19 protein-coding genes and 1 pseudogene are annotated in these 17,005 nt (G+C 61.6%); 11 read left to right on the top strand and 9 right to left on the bottom strand.

The annotated features are described in order from the left end of the window. Positions 1–157 precede the first annotated feature (157 nt). Together B058_RS0113405 and B058_RS0113400 are read left to right on the top strand one after the other, a co-directional pair. The gene (locus B058_RS0113405) at positions 158–649 is read left to right on the top strand and encodes a hypothetical protein (RefSeq protein WP_018509003.1); all 492 of its coding nucleotides are present in this window, start codon (positions 158–160) and stop codon (positions 647–649) included. Between the two features lies 1 nt (position 650). Next, entirely contained in the window at positions 651–941 is a 291-nt protein-coding gene (locus B058_RS0113400; protein WP_018509002.1) for a sll1863 family stress response protein, read from the top strand. 217 nt (positions 942–1,158) lie between these two features. Here the strand turns inward: B058_RS0113400 and B058_RS0113390 are convergent, their stop codons facing one another. The 3 genes from B058_RS0113390 to B058_RS18435 all read right to left on the bottom strand — a co-directional run bounded on the left by B058_RS0113390 (position 1,159) and on the right by B058_RS18435 (position 5,234). Next, on the bottom strand, positions 1,159–3,651 hold the full coding sequence (locus B058_RS0113390) for an EAL domain-containing protein (protein ID WP_018509000.1): 2,493 nt from the start codon (positions 3,649–3,651) through the stop codon (positions 1,159–1,161). 116 nt (positions 3,652–3,767) lie between these two features. Beyond that, positions 3,768–4,184 carry a hypothetical protein gene (locus B058_RS0113385; RefSeq protein ID WP_018508999.1) on the bottom strand — a complete coding sequence of 139 codons (417 nt, stop codon included), beginning with the start codon at positions 4,182–4,184 and terminating at the stop codon, positions 3,768–3,770. A gap of 237 nt (positions 4,185–4,421) precedes the next feature. Beyond that, positions 4,422–5,234 carry a beta/gamma crystallin-related protein gene (locus tag B058_RS18435; protein WP_018508998.1) on the bottom strand — a complete coding sequence of 271 codons (813 nt, stop codon included), beginning with the start codon at positions 5,232–5,234 and terminating at the stop codon, positions 4,422–4,424. A 304-nt stretch (positions 5,235–5,538) separates the two neighbouring features. On the opposite strand from B058_RS18435, the gene B058_RS17640 reads away from it, so the two are divergent. Then, positions 5,539–5,838, top strand: coding sequence for a hypothetical protein (locus tag B058_RS17640; RefSeq protein WP_040724507.1), 300 nt, complete (start codon positions 5,539–5,541; stop codon positions 5,836–5,838). A 93-nt stretch (positions 5,839–5,931) separates the two neighbouring features. Here the strand turns inward: B058_RS17640 and B058_RS0113375 are convergent, their stop codons facing one another. After that, a complete protein-coding gene (locus B058_RS0113375) occupies positions 5,932–6,924 on the bottom strand; it encodes a hypothetical protein (RefSeq protein ID WP_018508997.1) in 993 nt (330 codons plus the stop codon). 529 nt (positions 6,925–7,453) lie between these two features. Continuing rightward, complete coding sequence (locus B058_RS0113370; protein WP_018508996.1) at positions 7,454–7,666, bottom strand: CsbD family protein; 213 nt, start codon at positions 7,664–7,666, stop codon at positions 7,454–7,456. 425 nt (positions 7,667–8,091) lie between these two features. Between B058_RS0113370 and B058_RS18185 the strand changes: the two genes are divergently transcribed. From B058_RS18185 to B058_RS0113350, 5 genes are all read left to right on the top strand, one after another. Beyond that, on the top strand, positions 8,092–8,292 hold the full coding sequence (locus tag B058_RS18185) for a hypothetical protein (RefSeq protein ID WP_211208701.1): 201 nt from the start codon (positions 8,092–8,094) through the stop codon (positions 8,290–8,292). Continuing rightward, the gene (locus B058_RS18180; protein WP_211208699.1) at positions 8,289–8,447 is read left to right on the top strand and encodes a DUF2141 domain-containing protein; all 159 of its coding nucleotides are present in this window, start codon (positions 8,289–8,291) and stop codon (positions 8,445–8,447) included. Before B058_RS18185 ends, B058_RS18180 begins: the two co-directional genes overlap by 4 nt. 32 nt (positions 8,448–8,479) lie before the next feature. Then, complete coding sequence (locus B058_RS17940; RefSeq protein ID WP_018508994.1) at positions 8,480–8,635, top strand: hypothetical protein; 156 nt, start codon at positions 8,480–8,482, stop codon at positions 8,633–8,635. Between the two features lie 521 nt (positions 8,636–9,156). Beyond that, positions 9,157–9,312 (top strand): DUF3309 family protein, encoded by a 156-nt coding sequence (locus tag B058_RS17630; RefSeq protein ID WP_018508993.1) that lies wholly within the window; start codon positions 9,157–9,159, stop codon positions 9,310–9,312. Then, positions 9,309–10,655 (top strand): PQQ-dependent sugar dehydrogenase, encoded by a 1,347-nt coding sequence (locus tag B058_RS0113350; protein WP_018508992.1) that lies wholly within the window; start codon positions 9,309–9,311, stop codon positions 10,653–10,655. Before B058_RS17630 ends, B058_RS0113350 begins: the two co-directional genes overlap by 4 nt. A 225-nt stretch (positions 10,656–10,880) precedes the next feature. On the opposite strand, the gene B058_RS0113345 is transcribed toward B058_RS0113350, so the two are convergent. Both B058_RS0113345 and B058_RS0113340 read right to left on the bottom strand, forming a co-directional pair. After that, positions 10,881–11,249: a hypothetical protein gene (locus tag B058_RS0113345; protein ID WP_018508991.1), complete on the bottom strand. Its 369-nt coding sequence runs from the start codon at positions 11,247–11,249 to the stop codon at positions 10,881–10,883. A gap of 158 nt (positions 11,250–11,407) precedes the next feature. After that, entirely contained in the window at positions 11,408–11,926 is a 519-nt protein-coding gene (locus B058_RS0113340; protein ID WP_018508990.1) for a hypothetical protein, read from the bottom strand. A gap of 194 nt (positions 11,927–12,120) precedes the next feature. Here B058_RS0113340 and B058_RS0113335 point away from each other — a divergent pair, with 194 nt between their 5' ends. Genes B058_RS0113335 through B058_RS0113325 form a run of 3 tightly spaced genes read left to right on the top strand, consistent with a single transcriptional unit; the run spans position 12,121 to position 13,737 of the window. After that, a complete protein-coding gene (locus B058_RS0113335) occupies positions 12,121–12,495 on the top strand; it encodes a COG4315 family predicted lipoprotein (RefSeq protein WP_018508989.1) in 375 nt (124 codons plus the stop codon). Further along, positions 12,479–12,982 carry a sigma-70 family RNA polymerase sigma factor gene (locus B058_RS0113330; protein ID WP_040724505.1) on the top strand — a complete coding sequence of 168 codons (504 nt, stop codon included), beginning with the start codon at positions 12,479–12,481 and terminating at the stop codon, positions 12,980–12,982. Before B058_RS0113335 ends, B058_RS0113330 begins: the two co-directional genes overlap by 17 nt. Then, positions 12,979–13,737 (top strand): anti-sigma factor family protein, encoded by a 759-nt coding sequence (locus B058_RS0113325; RefSeq protein WP_018508987.1) that lies wholly within the window; start codon positions 12,979–12,981, stop codon positions 13,735–13,737. The genes B058_RS0113330 and B058_RS0113325 overlap by 4 nt, the downstream gene beginning before the upstream one ends. 269 nt (positions 13,738–14,006) lie before the next feature. Here the strand turns inward: B058_RS0113325 and B058_RS16995 are convergent, their stop codons facing one another. Both B058_RS16995 and B058_RS16990 read right to left on the bottom strand, forming a co-directional pair. Continuing rightward, the gene (locus B058_RS16995; RefSeq protein WP_081616802.1) at positions 14,007–14,870 is read right to left on the bottom strand and encodes a hypothetical protein; all 864 of its coding nucleotides are present in this window, start codon (positions 14,868–14,870) and stop codon (positions 14,007–14,009) included. Beyond that, positions 14,860–16,886 (bottom strand): annotated as a pseudogene (locus B058_RS16990) (putative bifunctional diguanylate cyclase/phosphodiesterase). The gene B058_RS16995 and the pseudogene B058_RS16990 overlap by 11 nt, the downstream one beginning before the upstream one ends. Positions 16,887–17,005 lie beyond the last annotated feature (119 nt).

Here is a 17,005-nt window from a genome sequence, read left to right as displayed (position 1 = left end):
GAAATATCGAGAGCAGTCATTATGCCCCGAGGCGGCGGACAGCCAGCCGGATAAGAACGGTGGCGGATGATCGGCGGGAACCGTGCGCAAGCCGTCCGTTTTGCCGCGTGTCTATACTTGACGGAAGATACCCAGTCAGAACCGGAAAGGAGTGGCAATGAGCGTACTCGGCGCAGTCATCCTGGTGGCCTTGTTTCTGTTGGCGGGCTTCACCCTGGCCAACTGGTCGGTGCTGACTGCCCCCACCCTGCTGTCGTTCGTGGCCTTCCATGTCGAGGGGCCGCTCGGGGTGATCCTGCTTGGTGTGACCTTGGTGCTGGTGGCGCTGTTTGTCCTTTATGCCCTGATGTTGCGCACGAACATGTTGATGGAGTCACGTCGCCACAATCAGGAATTGCAGGCGCAGCGCAAACTTGCGGAAAGCGCCGAAGCTTCGCGCCTGAACGAATTGCGCGCTCAGGTCACGCAGGAATTCGCGCAATTGCGCGATGCGATCGGGCAGGCCGATGTCCATATGGACAAGATGGAGCAGTCGATGTGGCAATCCATGAACGAAGCCGTCAATGGCCTTGCCGCGCTGGTCGGCGAGATGGACGACAAGATCGATCGCGCGCTTGCGCGGAATACAACCGAAACGAAAGGACACTGACATGAGTACACGCGACGAATATGTGCGCAAGATGCATTCCCTGCTGGACAAGGGCAATGCCGAGATCGACGCGCTGGCTGCCAGGATGGAGCATGCCGAGGCGGGCGCGCGCGACGCGTATCAGAAGCAGATCGCCACGCTGCGCGTCCGGCAGGACGACGCGCGCGTCAAGCTGGAGTCGTTGCGCAATGCGAGCGAGGGTGTCTGGCAGGATATGAAGGCCGGCGTCGAGCTGGCATGGGACGCCATCGGCGAGGCGATCGAATCCGCCCGGTCCCGCCTCGGGAAATAATTCGCATGGATAAGATGGAACAGTCGATGAAGCGCTCCCGCGAGGAAGCCGTCAACGGCCTGGCCGCCCTGATGGGCGAGATGGACGACAAGGTCGACCGGTCCGGCGCGCGCGGTGATGTTTGAAATTCGACGCGGGTGTAACAGGCCCCGTTTACCCTGGGGTGGTGCGGGGCGCATAGACGCCTGGACGCTGTTCGGGCGATCAGGTTTCGCCTTTACTTCGCGTTCTTTCCGCGAACGAGCAAGGAGGCGAACTCCTCGGCGGGCACGGGGCGGCTGAAATGAAATCCTTGCCCCTCGTCGCAATGCCGATCCTGCAGGAACACAAGCTGTTCGTGCGTTTCCACGCCCTCGGCTATGACCCGTTGGTGGAGGTTTCTTCCCATCCCGATCACAGCGTCCACGATGGTTGCATCGCCTGCATCGGTGACGATGTCGCGCACGAACGACTGGTCGATCTTCAGGGTATCGATCGGGAAGCGCTTCAGGTAACTCAGACTCGAATAGCCGGTGCCGAAGTCATCGATGGCTAGCTGTACCCCCATGGCCTTGAGTGCCTCAAGAACCGACGCCGACGATTCGGCCTCATGCATGAGGATGCTTTCGGTCAATTCCAGCTCCAAGTAGTGCGCTGCCAGACCGGTTTCCTTCAGGATAAGCGCAACGCCCTCCACAAAACCCTCGTGCCTGAACTCCACCGCGGAAATATTGACCGAGACAGGCACGGCAGGCAGGCCTGCATCCAGCCAAGCCTGAACTTGTCTGCAGGCCTCGCGCAGTACCCAGCGGCCGACCGGCACGATGAACCCATTGTCTTCCGCGATCGGCACGAATTGTGCCGGGTGGATGAGTCCGAGGTCGGGGTCCTGCCAGCGGATGAGCGCCTCGGCGCCGGTAATCCCGCCGGAAGCGAGATCGATCTTTGGTTGGTAATGCAGCAGGAACTCTCCCAGTTTCAGGGCGCGGCGCAGACTGTTTTCGACAAGCAGCCGGCGCACTGCGCGGGTATTCATGTCGGCCCTGAAGAACTGGTAGTTGTTGCGGCCGCTTGCCTTGGCGTGATACATCGCGGTGTCAGCGTTCTGCATCAAGGTCGCCACGTCGGCGCCGTCATCCGGAAAGACGCTGATGCCGATACTCAGGCTGATGTGGAGTTCGTGTCCGCCGATCATGTGGGGAATGGAAAGCGCGGTACGCAAGGTCTCCGCGACGTGTGCCGCATCCTGCGGCTGCCCGATTTCGGCGAGCAGGATCACGAACTCGTCGCCGCCCTGGCGGCATACCGTGTCGGTGGCGCGCACGCACTCAACCAGTCGGTTCGCAATCGACTGCAGCAACTGGTCGCCGACCGCATGCCCCAGCGAATCGTTGATGTGTTTGAAATGGTCCAGGTCGAGGAACAGCAGCCCGACCTGTTTATTGTGCCGCTGGGCCAGCCCGATCGCATGGGCCATGCGTTCTGAGAGCAGGAGCCGGTTGGGCAGGCTGGTGAGAAAGTCGTGCTGGGCCAGATGGGCCATCTCCAGCGCCATGGCCCGCGATTCGCTGACGTCGTGGAAGACGATTACCGCACCGATGACCTGGCCATCCCGGCTGTGTATGGGGGCGGCGGAATCCTCGATCGCGGACTCGGACCCGTCACGGCGGATCAGCACGCAATTCGTATCCATTTCCACTGTCCGGTTTTCTGCGATGGCGCGCAGCATCGGGTTCGCTGCCGACAGTCGCGTCGTGCTTTCGAGGATGATGAATACCTCGGAAATCGGCCGGCCCAGCGCCTCCTTTCGAGGCCAGCCGGTCATCGTCTCCGCCACCAGGTTCAGATAGGTCACGTTGCCCAGAAGATCGGTGGTCAGCACGGCGTCGCCGATGGAGTTGAGCGTCACCTGGGCGCGCTCCTTCTCTTCGAACAGGGCTTCTTCCGCCGCCTGCAAGACGAACTCCGCCGACTTGCGTTCGGTGATGTCCTCGACCGTTTGCACCAGGCCGAACCATTTCTTTCCGTTGAGCATGGCGGCACTATTGACGCGTGTCCAGACGATGTGGCTGTCCTGCTGCAGGAAACGGAACTCGGTCTGGAAGGGCGCATGGCCTTGCGCAGCGTCGCGCCACTCGGCTAGGACGCGCTCGCGATCCTCCGGGTGGATTGCCATGCTCCAGTTGGTACCCAGTGTCTGTTCCTGTGTCAGCCCCGATATTTTCTGATACGCCGTGTTGGTATAGATGCAACTCCCCTCGGCATCGGAGACGAAAATCCCCAGCGGGGAGGCGTCGCTCATCGCGCGAAAACGTTCCTCGCTGCTCTGCAGCGCACTCCGGGCAGTCTTGCGATCAATGACGTAGCGCAGGGCACGCGGCAGCCAGTTGGCGTCGACGTGGCCTTTGGAGAAATAGTCGTGGGCACCCCGTTCCATGGCCTGGCGCGCAGTGTCTTCATCGGTCAATCCGCTGAGGACCAGAATCAGCGAATCGGGCGCCACCTGGAACACCTGGTCGAAGGCTTCGAGGCCTGCGCTATCCGGCAACGACAGATCAAGCAGAACCACCTCGAATTCCTGGCTGCCCAGCCGTTTGAGCGCATCGGAGAGACGAGGCACCCATTCGACACGAAACGGTTTGCTCCCCGTCCCCGCGAGCGCATCCTGGATCAGTCTGGCATCGTCAGGGTCGTCTTCGATGAGCAGGATGTTGGTCGCGGCATCGTTCATGGCATGGCCTTACCGGAGGATGCGACCGGGCCCTCACCACCTTCATGGCAGGGGGGACGGGAATACCTTCGCGTCATGGCGGAGGGTGGGGCCGAGCACATCGTTATGCCAATAATTTAATGACCATGGCCGCGACCGTTGCCACGACCGTTGTCATGACCCTCGTCGTGGCGGTCATGCTTCTCGTCGCGACGATCGCCATGGTGTTTCTGGTAACGCGGAACATACTCGCGGTCATACCAGCTGTCCCGCACAAAGTAGACCCGCTCGCCGCAGGCGTTGTACTCGTGGCAGTGTTTGCGCCAGTTCCTGGCATGACCCGGAGGCACATGCAGATAGACTGGCGGGCGGTTCACCGCGATGCGCTCGATGATTCTCGGCTCCCGGTAGATCACCCGGGGCGGCGGATAGCCACCGATGTCGATCTGACCATAGAAGCCTGGCTGCCCGACGCTGATCGACACCCCGACGTCGGACGCGAATGCGGGAATGGCGGCGGCGGCCAGTACGGCTGCGAAGAGTAAATGTTTCATGCTGGTTTTCCTGTTGTGAGCGGTTTTTGCTTGATGCGTGCAGGGGAGCCACGACCGATCGTGGCGACAATCAGATTCGGAGAAATCATCGCGCCGCTTTCGTTTGCGTGACGCCAGTACTCGCACCGGGATTTGCCATCTGTGCCGATTATCCCCCTTGCAGGGTCGGAACGGAGTCGCGATCGGTCTGTCTGCATACGCGACGCCTCGCTGCGTTCCGACTACTGCGGCGGTGGATTATTCCCGGGGCTCCCCCCACTCGTTGACGGTCACTGTGGCACCCGGAGGCGAGGTCATCTGCATCAGATGCGCCTGACCGCGAAAGTTGTAGGAAACATTCCAGTAGTCGGGATGAGCCTGGTCGGGCACGCTTTCGCAACGCTGGACGTCCCGGGTTTGCACCGGCTGTCCGCCGCCATTGCGGCCGACGTTGGCACCTACCGCGGCCCCCGCGACAGCCCCACCGGCAGTGGCGATATCCTGCCCCGTTCCGTTGCCGACCTGGTGGCCCAGGATGCCGCCAATGACGGCACCGACAACTGCCCCGGGAACATTGAGTCCGCGCCGTTCCTGAGGAATGGCTTCCTGCTCGACCCAGCATCGCTGCTCCGGTGTTCCGAGTACCGCATGCACCGACGTAACGTCCGCCTCGTACAGCTGCTCGTCGTGGCGACGCTGGAAGCCATGGTCGGTGACAGGTGCAGGGGCATAACGGTCGTCATCGATACGCGCGTCTGCGCGGACGGGTCGCACCGATGAAACGCGGTTGTTCAAACCCATCGCCGCCAGCGACGGATATCGGCCCGGACGCAGGACGACACACTGACCGTTGAAGTGAGCATCCTCACACACCTCCCAGCGGTCTTCGCTGACAATGGCTGACGATGCGCGGTCATTGAAATCGTGGCGCGCGAAGTTGCCGATCTGTTTCTGTATGGTGAAGGATTGGCCTTCAAATCCCGAGCGTTCGTAAAAGGTGGCCTGTGCGGCCACATGCGGGGCAATGGTAAAGACGGCAACCGCTGACGCGAGCCTGAATAGCGCATGCATGGAGATGTCCTGTAAGAAGCTGTGCAAGGGGAGGCAATGCCGAACCGGGGTGTTAGATGCAGTCGCTCGACAAAGCCGGGCGATCAATATGTCGCATTATCAGGGTTCGGGTCTGTTCGGGAACGTACATAACGGGGCGATTCATCCCCGGCCAGGTTGGGTTCCAATGTTCGCTAGCGCACTGAAGTGTGCGTGACATTCGCCTAGGCTGTCGATCTTCCAGCTTCGGCATCCAGCCGGGCCGGTTGGTTGCAGACGGCTTGAAGCCCTACGCGCCATATTGCCTACTTTTAGAGGATTGATCATGAATCGTTCATTACTGATTTCTGCACTGCTTGCAACGCTGAGTCTCGCTGCCTGTGATAAGCCGACCGTGGTCAACGTTCCTGCCCCGGCTCCTGCTCCGGCTGCCCCGGTTCCAGGCCCGGCAGGTCCCCAAGGCGCCACCGGCACCCAGGGCGAGACCGGTAGCCAGGGCGCAACGGGTAGCCAGGGCGAGACTGGATATCAGGGTACCGAGGGAGCCCAGGGCGAGACCGGCAAGTCTGGCAATGGCACCACGGTGATCGTGGCGCCCGCCGAGAACACTGCGCCAACAAACTGAATCCGTCCTCCGTTCGGGGCGCGTTTCGAGCGAGGTGCCAGACGGATTCCGTCCTGATCGGCACCTTCGACTCATCCCCGGATCGCGAGAGGGTTACGGCGACGTTTGCTGACGCAGATATTCATTCCGTTTCATTCCGATATAGGCGGTTCGGCTGACTTCGTGCAATTGGCGGGGATATTGCTCAGTGGCGGCGAACCAGCTTTGCAGGCGTTTCTGGAGCTGCAAAGGGGGCGGCGTGGCCAATGCGCCGAGATAAGCCTCGATGGCGAGGTAATAACGCATGGTGTTGCGCTCGACCACGCCACGCATGCCGCCAATATATTCGGGCGGCCCTTTGGATGGCTTGTCGGTCAGGGTGAATCCCACTTTGCCGCGTCCGATTGTGGCGAGATACGTCTTCATGGCGAGTCGCCCAGCCAATCCGAAATCGTACGAATAGGTGAGATGCAGAAAGGTCTGACCGTTTCCAACCGGTACCGCCTGCAGCTGGATGCGATAGTTGCGGGTACTCAGCGGCCCCTTCTCGGCATTGAGCCGGATCTCCAGGTATTGCGCCGTCGCCGCGCCGAGGCGATAAGCAAATTGGATGGGATAGGCCTCTTTGACGGGCTGGGGAGCTTTCTTGCCAATGTAGACCGTCAGGATCGTGGGCGCCTGATTGCTTGAGGCACGACAGTATTTGGTGTTGACATGGAGGATCATCACGTCACACCAGTGCCCCGGGTCGTTGAGTGCCGTACTGACCGCCTCAAACGGGTAATTGACCAGCGCGTAGATATCGCCTGCCACGTCGTCGGCCGACTCGGACGAGTCGAGGACGAGCGCTCGCTGAAACGGGTTCTGATGCAATCGCTCGCCCAGTGACGCGTACTTGGCCAGGAGGGATGCAGCACTGGGTTGCGTGTCCGGCACAGAGGCAAAAGCCAGCCCTACGCTGAAAAACGCCATCCCAAGCAACAGTTGCGTCAGCCAAGTCAACTGAATGTCCCGGAATGCGTACTCATCGGTATGGTCCTTCTGGTTTTCCAGTTGTAAGCGGCCTTGCTTGATGCGTTGGGAAATTGCCACGATGACTGCTGCCACAATCGGCTTCGAATCGTTGCAGGGCAGAGGAAACGTCCGGATGCGCCGTTTCCTCTGCCCTGCATCTCACCATGGCCCCCGCACCAACAGGGGATGCCGCTTCACGCGCAGATTGCCTTCCCAGCCGCAGCCCACCGACCCGCAGCGGTAGCGGCTGACTGTTATGAACATGCTCATGAGCAAATCGACAAATCGGCGATGTACACGGTAAGCAGAGCCATTGCAACGGGGACATGTACATGTGGGAGCGGAGGAATAGCCGGCTTCGTCGGGACGATCCCCACCGGCTGCAGGGAGTGTATTCATGGTTTTTTGACTAACCTCAAGATGGTGTTGGCGTATCGACTGCCCTGCGTGCGGACCATCGTGCTGGCCGATCCTGAAGAGCCCGTCGATTTCTGCCACGCCCGGAACCTTCGGTGTGGCGCAATTAGAGTGTCTGTAATTAGACATGAAGGGGCATTCAAGAGAAATGCGCCGGCCTTGAGCCTGACGCCACACATGCACAGCGCCCTGCCCGGGTAGAACACTAGGGGCGATCATCTTTGTTGCGTGCTTCAAAGTCCTTGATCTGTTTTTCGGCTTCGTCTTTCGTGACGCCATAGGATTCCTGGATCTTTCCTGCCAGCTGATCGCGCTTGCCGGCAATCACGTCAAGGTGATCGTCGGTAAGCTTGCCCCACTGTGCTTTCACCTTGCCCTTGAACTGCTTCCAGTTGCCTTCAACGATATTCCGGTCCATCTCAATCTCCTTCGGTTCGGACGCCGACTGACGGCGTTGTCCATCGGCCTTTCACCTCGTATTCGCTTCGCGCAGCCTCGGGTTGCAGAGGAAACGTTGTAACGATAACCCGGTTAATTCTTATAGAATTTTCCGATCAAAAAACAAGGCTAATCGCATCCTCACGCGTGGTCTGTACGGTGGCATACGGAGTGCTGCATTGGGTGATGTTGATTTTTCCTGCTATAGCGACTCGATCATTCTGATAGGCAACGAAAGGAAGACGATGAATACGCCAATGATTCGGAAGTCGGCGGAGGACCTGACCGCCAGAGGCCCGCAGATACGAGGCATCTTGGGGCTTGATGCGCAACATGGCTTCCGCGCTGATGTCCGGGAGTCTTCCAGCCCTCGTCCCTGCCCAGTCCCCTTGTCCTGGAATTCACGTGAAAATTCTGGACATCAGAAACAATACACGCGGCGTTGCGTGCGCACTGTTCGAAGCGTCAGAAGGGTTCCCTACCGAGTATCCGCGCTCGGCAACCAATATCATGGTGATAAAAATTCGGGGCAAGCAGGCGCGCTGTGACTTTGAAGACATCCCATGGTGGACGTTGCGCTTGCCGTCGTTCACGATGAAAACATGAACGGCAAACTTGACACCAACCTGCTGGGCATCCCGAAGGAAGGCTATGGTTTTTCCAATGACGCAAAAGCCTCGCTCGGCGCACCGACATTCTCCGCCGCCAGCTTCCCATACGAAGGGAAAAACCTGGAGTTGAAGATCAGCCTGGATTACTGAGCGTGCGTGGCATGAAATATGGGAGGCGTGTGATGGAAGTTCCCATCGATCCGGGAGCGCATCAGGCAATTGATCCCGTTCGCTTCAATGAGCATTTCCGCAGGGCCTCGCTGTTCTATCTGGCGGGCGCCGTCGAGACTTTCGCGGCCACAAACGAGATCATCAACTGCTACCACATCACTTCGTGAAAGGGCATTTCACACGCAGTGCGCAGCCATGCCCATCGGTTGCTTGCGGTGATTCTGACAATCGCCTCGTGGCGTGTGTTTGATCTCGCCGCGGCAAGCAGAATTCTGGTGTTCTCTGATGTCGTCCGCTATCCAACGTTTTCTCCGCCAGAGATGCCAGATAATTATCTCGCCCAATTCAAAGCTCCTGGCCCTGATTCGGAAAGGAGGTCGGCACAGGCGGTCCGGCACTATGCGCTGGCGCACGGAGTAGCCGGGAACCTGTGTGCGCTACCGAACGGAATGGAAGCCGCGCCCGGTGCATTGTGCATGCTGGACTGCGACGTTTTAGACATTGCCTGTTGTGCCCGCCAGGATCAGTCCGGCTGAACAGAACAGCCAGGCAATGTTGATGGGCCTCCTCAATGTGCACGGCGCCCGGGATCCGAATGGTGAAATCCGGGCGCAATGGCAGCACACGGAAGCGATCGGAACGCCGACGCGCACAACTCACTGAAACCCATTCCTAAAAGGAGAATCCCATGTTGGGAACCATACTGTTGATCGTACTGATTCTGATGCTGATCGGCGCCATTCCGACCTGGCCGCATAGCAGGAGCTGGGGCTACGGGCCCAGTGGCGGGTTGGGCCTGGTGGTGATCATTGTCATCGTGCTGCTGTTGCTGGGACGACTATGAAGTATCGGTCGCGCTCCGCAGTCAGGCTGTTGCGGCCATGCTCGAACGCGAGCCTGATCGGTGCGGCGGTTCTGGCGCTCGCAGCCTGCAATGAGATGGCTACGCTGCCGGTCTCGGCCGGCACTGGACCACACCCCACGCTGCCACCTCCACAGCAGACGCTGATCCCGACCGTTCACATCGCGCCGGCCAATGGCTGGCCGTCCGGTGCGGCGCCGCAGGCAGCAGCGGGCATGCGCGTGACCGCATTTGCTCGCAGCCTGGGCCACCCGCGTTGGCTGCTCGTGCTGCCCAACGGCGATGTGCTGGTGGCGGAGACCAATGCGCCCTCCAAACCCGAGGACGCCAAGGGCATCAAGGGTTGGGTGATGGGGTTGGTGATGGAGCGGGCGGGTGCCACTGTGCCGAGCGCCAACCGCATCACGCTGCTGCGCGACACCGACGGCGACGGCGTGGCAGACCTGAGTTCGGTGCTGCTGCAAGGGTTGAACTCTCCGTTCGGGATGGCGCTGGTGGGCGACACGCTCTATGTGGCCGACTCCGACGCGGTGCTGCGTTTTCCCTATGTCTCTGGTGATACCCGCATTACCGCGCCCGGCGTCAGGCTGGTCGATCTGCCTGCGGGCCCGATCAATCACCACTGGACCAAGAACCTCATTGCGAGCAAGGACGGCAGCAAGCTCTACGTGACGGTGGGCTCGAACAGCAACGTGGCCGAACGGGGGATGGCGGCGGAGGTCGAGCGTGCCGCCATTTGGGAGGTGGATATCCGGAGCGGTTCGCACCGCATCTTTGCGTCCGGCCTGCGCAACCCCAATGGTCTGGCCTGGGAACCCCACAGTGGCGAGTTATGGACCGTGGTGAACGAACGCGACGAGCTTGGCAGCGATCTGGTTCCCGATTATCTGACCTCGGTGCGCGACGGCGGCTTCTATGGCTGGCCCTACAGCTACTATGGCCAGCATGTCGATGCGCGTGTCATGCCGCAGCGGCCCGATCTGGTGGCGCAGGCGATCACCCCCGACTATGCCCTGGGACCGCACACCGCCTCGCTGGGCCTGGCGTCCTCTGCCGGCACCACGCTGCCGGCCGTTTTCGCCAACGGCATGTTCATCGGCCAGCATGGTTCGTGGAACCGTCGCCCGCACAGCGGCTACAAGGTGATCTTCGTGCCCTTCGAAAACGGCAAACCCTCCGGCGCCCCTATCGACGTGCTGACCGGCTTTCTCAGCGAGGAAGGCAATGCCTACGGCCGGCCGGTCGGTGTGGCGCTCGACAGGCAGGGCGCGCTGCTGGTGGCCGACGATGTGGGCAATGTGATCTGGCGCGTGAGCGCCCAGTAGTGCCGACAGGCCCGGGACCAGCATGTCGTCTGCGCGTCGTCCTGCATACGCGCTTGGCGGGCCTGCGATTGGAATCGAAAGGAAGCTCGTGGTAAGGGGAAACGCCTGCAGTATCGGAAAAGTTGACTCATCGTCGGCTTGACGATGATGCCGTTGACAAACGAAACCGAAACCGCAATGAGCGTCATCCGGATCAGATCCAAGACCGGGCCTTCGGGAAGCCCGTTATGGATGGCGTACATCAGGTAGTAGAGTGAATCGATACTGCGCACCCCGAACCGGCCCAACCCACCCGGGCGTGTATCGGTCCCCAAGTGCGTGTCCTTTAAACAGGAACAGCACCAGTCCCGCCTCCCTGACGATCGGAGCCGGAATGTCTTGTGGGCGAGCGTTGACGGCTTCCGATTCGATCCGGTTGGCTTGTGGCGGAACCGAGCTGTCCGGGTCAGCGCTGGCTAGCTTGAATTCGGTTGGCACAACCATTTGCTCGCCGCCCTGTCGGCAGGCAAATACTCGCGTCTGCCTCCCGATCTGAAACTGGTTCTGATGCCGCTCGGTTATGTGCTTTACGAATCCGACGTGCAGATGCGCCATGTCTATTTCCCCATCACCTCGATCGCCTCGCTGAGCGTGACCGGCCGGTCGGGCCTGGAGACACGAGCTTGCGAATGCGGTGGTCAGAGGCGTTCGATCGCCTGCTTCCGGAGACAATTGCCCACCAAACCGTTCCGGCATCGGTTTTGTCGTGCCGGTCAGAAGGGCCAAAGCTTGCAGATTGCGCACAGGCTTTTGAGCGGTCCCCGGTTGTCGTTCAGGATGGCCAGGCCGGCCCCGACACAGTAGATGACGGCGAATGCCCCTGGCACGATGGGCAGGCCCATGAGAACGATGAGCCGTTCCTTGGGGACGGTTAGGCCCGGGACGTTTTCAAGCTGCGCAATACGGTAAAGATGCTTGAAGTACTGGGCTACGGCAGCACACACGCTCGCAACGAATGCGGTAATCGATATCCATGCCAGTACGCCGCCCAGCATGTGGTAAGTCAGGGTATAGGTGCAGACAGGGGGATCGGGGAGCGCATTGAAGATGCCGACGATCACTGAAAGGCAGAAGGCGATTAAGGCGATAAGGAAATGGATGGTGGTGCGGTAGGGGTCGTAGCTCTTCTGGTTTGCGTCCAGGATGGCTGTCTGCACCATTTCCGCAAGGACGCCCCTGACCTGCGGGTCTTTTATGGCTTCTACGACAGCATCGTGGATCCTGTTTGTCATGGTGCTCTCCCTGTGCGCTTCCTTGGTATAGCCAAGAATTTCAGGATGGGGCGAATCCTGTTGCGTCGTCGCATAATGAGACAGCCGACAGGGCGGGAGAAAATTTTCGACTGGATGGAATAAACCGGGGCGTGCCGGTGTTTACGTCCATGCAGGCTGACTGCATCCCTTAATTTTCGAGAAAAGGATTTCCCATGAAAACCGCATTCACTTCCTCCCTGGCGGGCCTCGTCCTGCTCGTTGCCTGTGCGACACCGAACGCCGCGCCCGTGGCCATGCAATCGGGCGTACTGACCAATGCCGAGGGTATGACGCTGTATGTGTTTGACAAGGATGCCGCCGGTTCCGGCAAGAGCGCGTGCAACGGCGATTGCGCGACGAACTGGCCGCCGCTGATGGCCACGGCCGGCGACAAGGCGAGCGGCGACTACAGCATCGTCACCCGCGACGACGGCAGCCGCCAGTGGGCCTACAAGGGCAAGCCGCTGTATCGCTGGATCAAGGACCAGAAGCCGGGCGATACCACGGGCGACGGCGTGAAGAACGTGTGGCATGCGGCTAAACCCTAAGCCGGATCTGATCGAGCATTTGCCCCGTCTGCGCCGCTACGCCCGGGCGCTGACGGGCGATGTCGTGTGTGCCGACGATCTGGTGCAGGACACGCTCGAACGCGCGCTGGCCCGGCTCGACCTGTGGCAGCCGGGCAGCGACCTGCGCGCCTGGCTGTTCACGCTGATGCACAATCTGTTCGTGAACCAGTTGCGGACCCACCGCCCGCAGGACACGGCGCTCGACGAGGCCCTGGACATCCCGGTGAGCGGCGGACAGATGGAAGCACTGGCGGCGCGCGACATGCACGCGGCGCTGGTACGGTTGCCTGATGAGCAGCGGGAAGTGATCCTGCTGGTCGGGCTGGAACAATTTTCCTATGCCGAGGCTGCCCAGGTGCTGGGCGTGCCGATCGGCACGATCATGTCGCGTCTCGCCCGTGCGCGCGAACGGATGCGACACATGCTGGCGGGGGCGCCCGCCGTACAGTTGAAGGTGGTGAAATGACGGATCCTGTGCGCGAGGACGATTTGCATGCCTATGTGGATGGCGCGCTGCCCGAGGCACGGCGCCTGGACGTCGAGGCCTGGCTGGCTGCGCATCCGGAGGACGCCGCACGGGTGCAGACATGGGCCGGACAGAATCAGGCGCTGCATGCCGCGTTCGATGGCGTGCTCAACGACCCCCTGCCGATCGATCTGGTGCGTGCGGCGCGTCGCCGGCCGGTTCGCGCGCCGTGGCGGGCAATGGCAGCGGCGCTTGCATTGGCGGCCAGCGGCCTGATCGGCTACGGTATCGGTCTCAGCGAGGATCAGCCCGTCCCGGCGCCGCTGCATTTCGCCCGCGATGCGGCGATTGCGCATGCAGTGTTCAGTCCCGAGGCGCGACACCCGGTCGAGGTGGATGCGGCTCACGCCGCGCATCTGGTGAGCTGGCTTTCCAAGCGCGTCGGCACGCAGCTCAAGGCGCCGGAATTCGGCGCGCTCGGTTTCGAGCTGCTGGGCGGGCGCCTGCTGGCGGGTGAATCCGGTCCGGTGGCACAGTTCATGTACCAGGATGCGGGCGGGCGCCGCGTCACACTCTATGTGAGGCGCGCCGTGACGGGCAATCGCGAGACGGCGTTCCGCCACGTCACCGAAAACGGCGTCGAGGTGTTCTACTGGATCGACCGCGATTTCGGCTATGCCCTGTCCGGCCAGATTGCGCATCCGGACATGCAGAAACTGGCCGACGCGGCCTATCGTCAGATGATGGGCGGCTAATCGAGGTCTCGACGAGGCTTACGCGCAGATGCCGCTCGAATTGCCAAAAAGGAAAATACACGAAGCACGCCGGAATAGAGGAATTGCCGCTTGCGAGAGCGAACTCTCTAACCTTGCTAGAGCCGGCGTGGAAAAGGCGTTCAGGAATATTGTGCGAGTCTGCTTCGGGCCGGCAACATACTGCTGTATGTCGGTGAACATTCTGGAATCGAATCGGAAATGCACGGAGTCTCGCCTCGTACACGGCGGGTCCGCGTGTCGTTTCGCCCTCAGAGCGCAGCGCCCAGGCTCCAGTTCAGTATCCGCCAGCGCCGTTCGCGGCTGCCTTCGACGGCGATCTGGTAGCCCAGGCGGCGGATGGCGCCGGGGCGGGTAAGGAAGGCTTCTTCACGAAACGGCAGGGTGGAATGTTCGATACGCCAGGGGTTCGGTCCCATGCGATAGCCGAAGCTGATCTCGACATTCAGCCAGTCGAGCAATTGCGCATGCGATGGCTGCATCCGTGCGATGAGGTGCGGCAGGTCGGGTGCATCGGACAGTGGATAGGGGCGGCCCTGTACATACATGAAACAGGCCCCGGCGACGAGCAGCCAGGTCGGGCGGATGGGGGGCTCGCCCGCTTCCATCACGAGTTCGAGCGCGGCGGTGCCGCCCCGGCTGGGCGGCAGGCGTTCCCACGTCTCCAAGTAGTCGGTCTCGATGCCGGTTTCGGTCAGGCATTCGCCGTCGAAGACCATGCGGCCGATGTCGCGGCTGCCGTTGGCAGGCTGAAAGTCCATTTGGCGATGCCAGGTGCAGTGTGTGCCATCGATCTGGGTGACGCCGCAAAACCCCTGCTGGCGCGCCAGCCAGGCCAGCTGGATCTCGCTGCATTCGGCAAGGCTGCGGACGCCGGAAAAGTCCGGCCGCCCGGTGGGGAGGCGCAGGTCGGCGTGCCAGCGCGGCGTCTGCAGCCAGAAGACGTGGCTGTGCGTGTCGCGCAGATCGGCGGTTTCCAGCAGGCTGCGGCGCCACACGCCGAGATAGGCGTTGGGAACCGGCGCGGGGGCGGCCGCCATGTCGGCCTGGGGAGCGAAGTAGCGTCGTGACAGATCGCGCAAGGCGCCGGTAAGGCACAGGTCGTTACGGTTCATGGTCATTCGGTGGGTTCATGTCAGTTTGGCTGGTGTCGCGGGCGCACAGCAGGGCTTCCATTTCGAGCGCGGGGATCGGTCGGCTGAAGTAGTAGCCCTGCAGCTCGTCGCAACCGTGCTGGCGCAGGAATTCGAGGTGTGCAAGGGTTTCCACGCCTTCGGCCACCACCTTGAGCCCGAGCGCATGGCCGAGCGTGATGATGGCCCGCACGATGGCGGCATCGTCGGGGTCGCTGTCGATGTCGCGCACGAAGCTCTTGTCGACCTTGAGGCGGTCGACGGGAAAACGCTTGAGATAGCTGAGGCTGGAATAGCCGGTGCCGAAATCGTCCACCGCAATGTCGACGCCCAGCGTCTTCAACGCCTTCATGGCGACATTGATGCGTTCGGCATCGTGCATGACGAAGGACTCGGTCAGCTCCAGTTCCAGGAAGGCCGGGTCGAGCCCCGCCTGCGCCAGGGCGGAGTCCACTGACTGCACCAGCCCGGTATGGCGGAACTGGATGGGCGACAGGTTCACCGACACGTTGATGGGCGGCAGTCCGGCGCGCTGCCAGGCGCTGTTCTGGCGGCAGGCCTCCTCCAGGATCCATCGCCCAATCGGAATGATCAGCCCGGTTTCCTCGGCGATCGAGATGAAGCTGTCGGGCGGGATGATGCCCTTGCCGGACAGTCCCAGCGAATCAGGGCTTCTGCGCCGATGATGCGGCCGCTGGCGACGTCGATGCGGGGCTGGTAGTAGACGCGGAATTCCTCGCGTTCCAGCGCGTGGCGCAGGCTGTTTTCCAGTTCGAGGCGTTCGCTGATCGCCAGGTTCAGCTCGGGCGTGTAGAAGTGATAGGTGCTGCGGCCGGATTCCTTGGCCTTGTACATGGCGGCGTCGGCGCAACGCAGGAGGGCGTCCGGATCGCCGCCATCCTGCGGGTAGCAGCTGATGCCGACGCTGCAGCTGAGCCCGTATTCCTGCCCCTCGTCCATCCAGGGCCGCGAAATGATTTCCAGCAGGCGGCTGACGATGGCGAGGATTTCATTTTCCTCGTGCAGCTCGGTGAGGACCAGGACGAACTCGTCGCCGCCCTGGCGCGCCACGCTGTCGTGGCTGCGGACGCAGGCGATGAGGCGGTCGGCGACTTCCAGCAGCAGCCGGTCGCCGACATGGTGGCCGAGGCTGTCGTTGATCAGCTTGAAATGATCGAGATCGACGAACACCACCGCCACCAGATGATTGTCGCGCTGCGCCTTGACGATGGCCTGTTCGATGCGGTCGCGCAGCAGCGACCGGTTGGGCAGACCGGTCAGGCTGTCATGGCTGGCCTGGTGCTCGAGCACGGCTTCGTGCTGCTTGCGCTCGGTGATGTCGACCACGGTGCCTTCGAAGAATTGCACGCTGCCGTCGGCATCGCGCACCGCGCGCGCATTCTCGGAAATCCAGATGATGTGGCCGTCGCGCCGGTAGACCTGCGATTCGAAATTGCGTACCACGCCATGCGTCTGCATCAGCCGCACGAATTCGGCGCGCCGTTCCGGCAGCACATAGAGTTGACGCTGGATGTCGTGCAGGTGCGCGACCAGTTCGCCCGGCGAGGCGTGACCGTAGATGCGTGCGAGCGCCGGATTGGCATTGAGGTAGCGGCCTTCCGGCGTGGTCTGGAAGATCCCCTCGGTGGCGTGCTCGAAAATGCTGCGATAGCGCCGCACCGCTTCGTGCAGTGCTTCGTTGGCGGCCATGCGTTCGGAGATGTCCTGGATGAAACCTTCGATCCAGGACAAGTGGCCGCGTTGATCGTGCAGCCCGACACCGCGCTCCAGAACCCAGCGAATCTGGCCGTCGGCACGGCGAATGCGATATTCCACGTCGAAGGCCTCGTTGACCGCGAGGGCGGCGCGGATCGTGCGGCCGACATGTTCGCGATCCTCGGGCAGGGTCATCTGGTCATAGGACACGCGGTTGTTGAACACCAGCTCGTCGGGGCGATAGCCGGTGAGCTTGTGGCAGCCTTCGCTGACGTATTCCATCGTCCAGATGGCATCGATGCGGCAGCGGTAGATCATCCCGACCAGATTGTCGGTGATGGTGGTGAGCAGGCGCGTGACGTCGAGCGGCGCCGCGGGGTCCGTCACGTCCGGCTCGACAG

The organism is Thiobacillus thioparus DSM 505 (assembly GCF_000373385.1).
In the GTDB taxonomy this organism is placed as follows: domain Bacteria; phylum Pseudomonadota; class Gammaproteobacteria; order Burkholderiales; family Thiobacillaceae; genus Thiobacillus; species Thiobacillus thioparus.
The sequence above is the reverse complement of the archived record's forward strand: the minus strand, read 5'-3'. Positions and strand labels throughout refer to the sequence as shown.

Excerpts from the sequence above, each read along its gene's own strand:
- B058_RS0113405 (WP_018509003.1), top strand. The coding sequence starts at position 158 with ATGAGCGTACTCGGCGCAGTCATCCTGGTGGCCTTGTTTCTGTTGGCG.
- B058_RS0113400 (WP_018509002.1), top strand. The coding sequence starts at position 651 with ATGAGTACACGCGACGAATATGTGCGCAAGATGCATTCCCTGCTGGAC.
- B058_RS0113390 (WP_018509000.1), bottom strand. The coding sequence starts at position 3,651 with ATGAACGATGCCGCGACCAACATCCTGCTCATCGAAGACGACCCTGAC.
- B058_RS0113385 (WP_018508999.1), bottom strand. The coding sequence starts at position 4,184 with ATGAAACATTTACTCTTCGCAGCCGTACTGGCCGCCGCCGCCATTCCC.
- B058_RS18435 (WP_018508998.1), bottom strand. The coding sequence starts at position 5,234 with ATGCATGCGCTATTCAGGCTCGCGTCAGCGGTTGCCGTCTTTACCATT.
- B058_RS17640 (WP_040724507.1), top strand. The coding sequence starts at position 5,539 with ATGAATCGTTCATTACTGATTTCTGCACTGCTTGCAACGCTGAGTCTC.
- B058_RS0113370 (WP_018508996.1), bottom strand. The coding sequence starts at position 7,666 with ATGGACCGGAATATCGTTGAAGGCAACTGGAAGCAGTTCAAGGGCAAG.
- B058_RS18180 (WP_211208699.1), top strand. The coding sequence starts at position 8,289 with ATGAACGGCAAACTTGACACCAACCTGCTGGGCATCCCGAAGGAAGGC.
- B058_RS17940 (WP_018508994.1), top strand. The coding sequence starts at position 8,480 with ATGGAAGTTCCCATCGATCCGGGAGCGCATCAGGCAATTGATCCCGTT.
- B058_RS17630 (WP_018508993.1), top strand. The coding sequence starts at position 9,157 with ATGTTGGGAACCATACTGTTGATCGTACTGATTCTGATGCTGATCGGC.
- B058_RS0113350 (WP_018508992.1), top strand. The coding sequence starts at position 9,309 with ATGAAGTATCGGTCGCGCTCCGCAGTCAGGCTGTTGCGGCCATGCTCG.
- B058_RS0113345 (WP_018508991.1), bottom strand. The coding sequence starts at position 11,249 with ATGGCGCATCTGCACGTCGGATTCGTAAAGCACATAACCGAGCGGCAT.
- B058_RS0113340 (WP_018508990.1), bottom strand. The coding sequence starts at position 11,926 with ATGACAAACAGGATCCACGATGCTGTCGTAGAAGCCATAAAAGACCCG.
- B058_RS0113335 (WP_018508989.1), top strand. The coding sequence starts at position 12,121 with ATGAAAACCGCATTCACTTCCTCCCTGGCGGGCCTCGTCCTGCTCGTT.
- B058_RS0113330 (WP_040724505.1), top strand. The coding sequence starts at position 12,479 with ATGCGGCTAAACCCTAAGCCGGATCTGATCGAGCATTTGCCCCGTCTG.
- B058_RS0113325 (WP_018508987.1), top strand. The coding sequence starts at position 12,979 with ATGACGGATCCTGTGCGCGAGGACGATTTGCATGCCTATGTGGATGGC.
- B058_RS16995 (WP_081616802.1), bottom strand. The coding sequence starts at position 14,870 with ATGAACCGTAACGACCTGTGCCTTACCGGCGCCTTGCGCGATCTGTCA.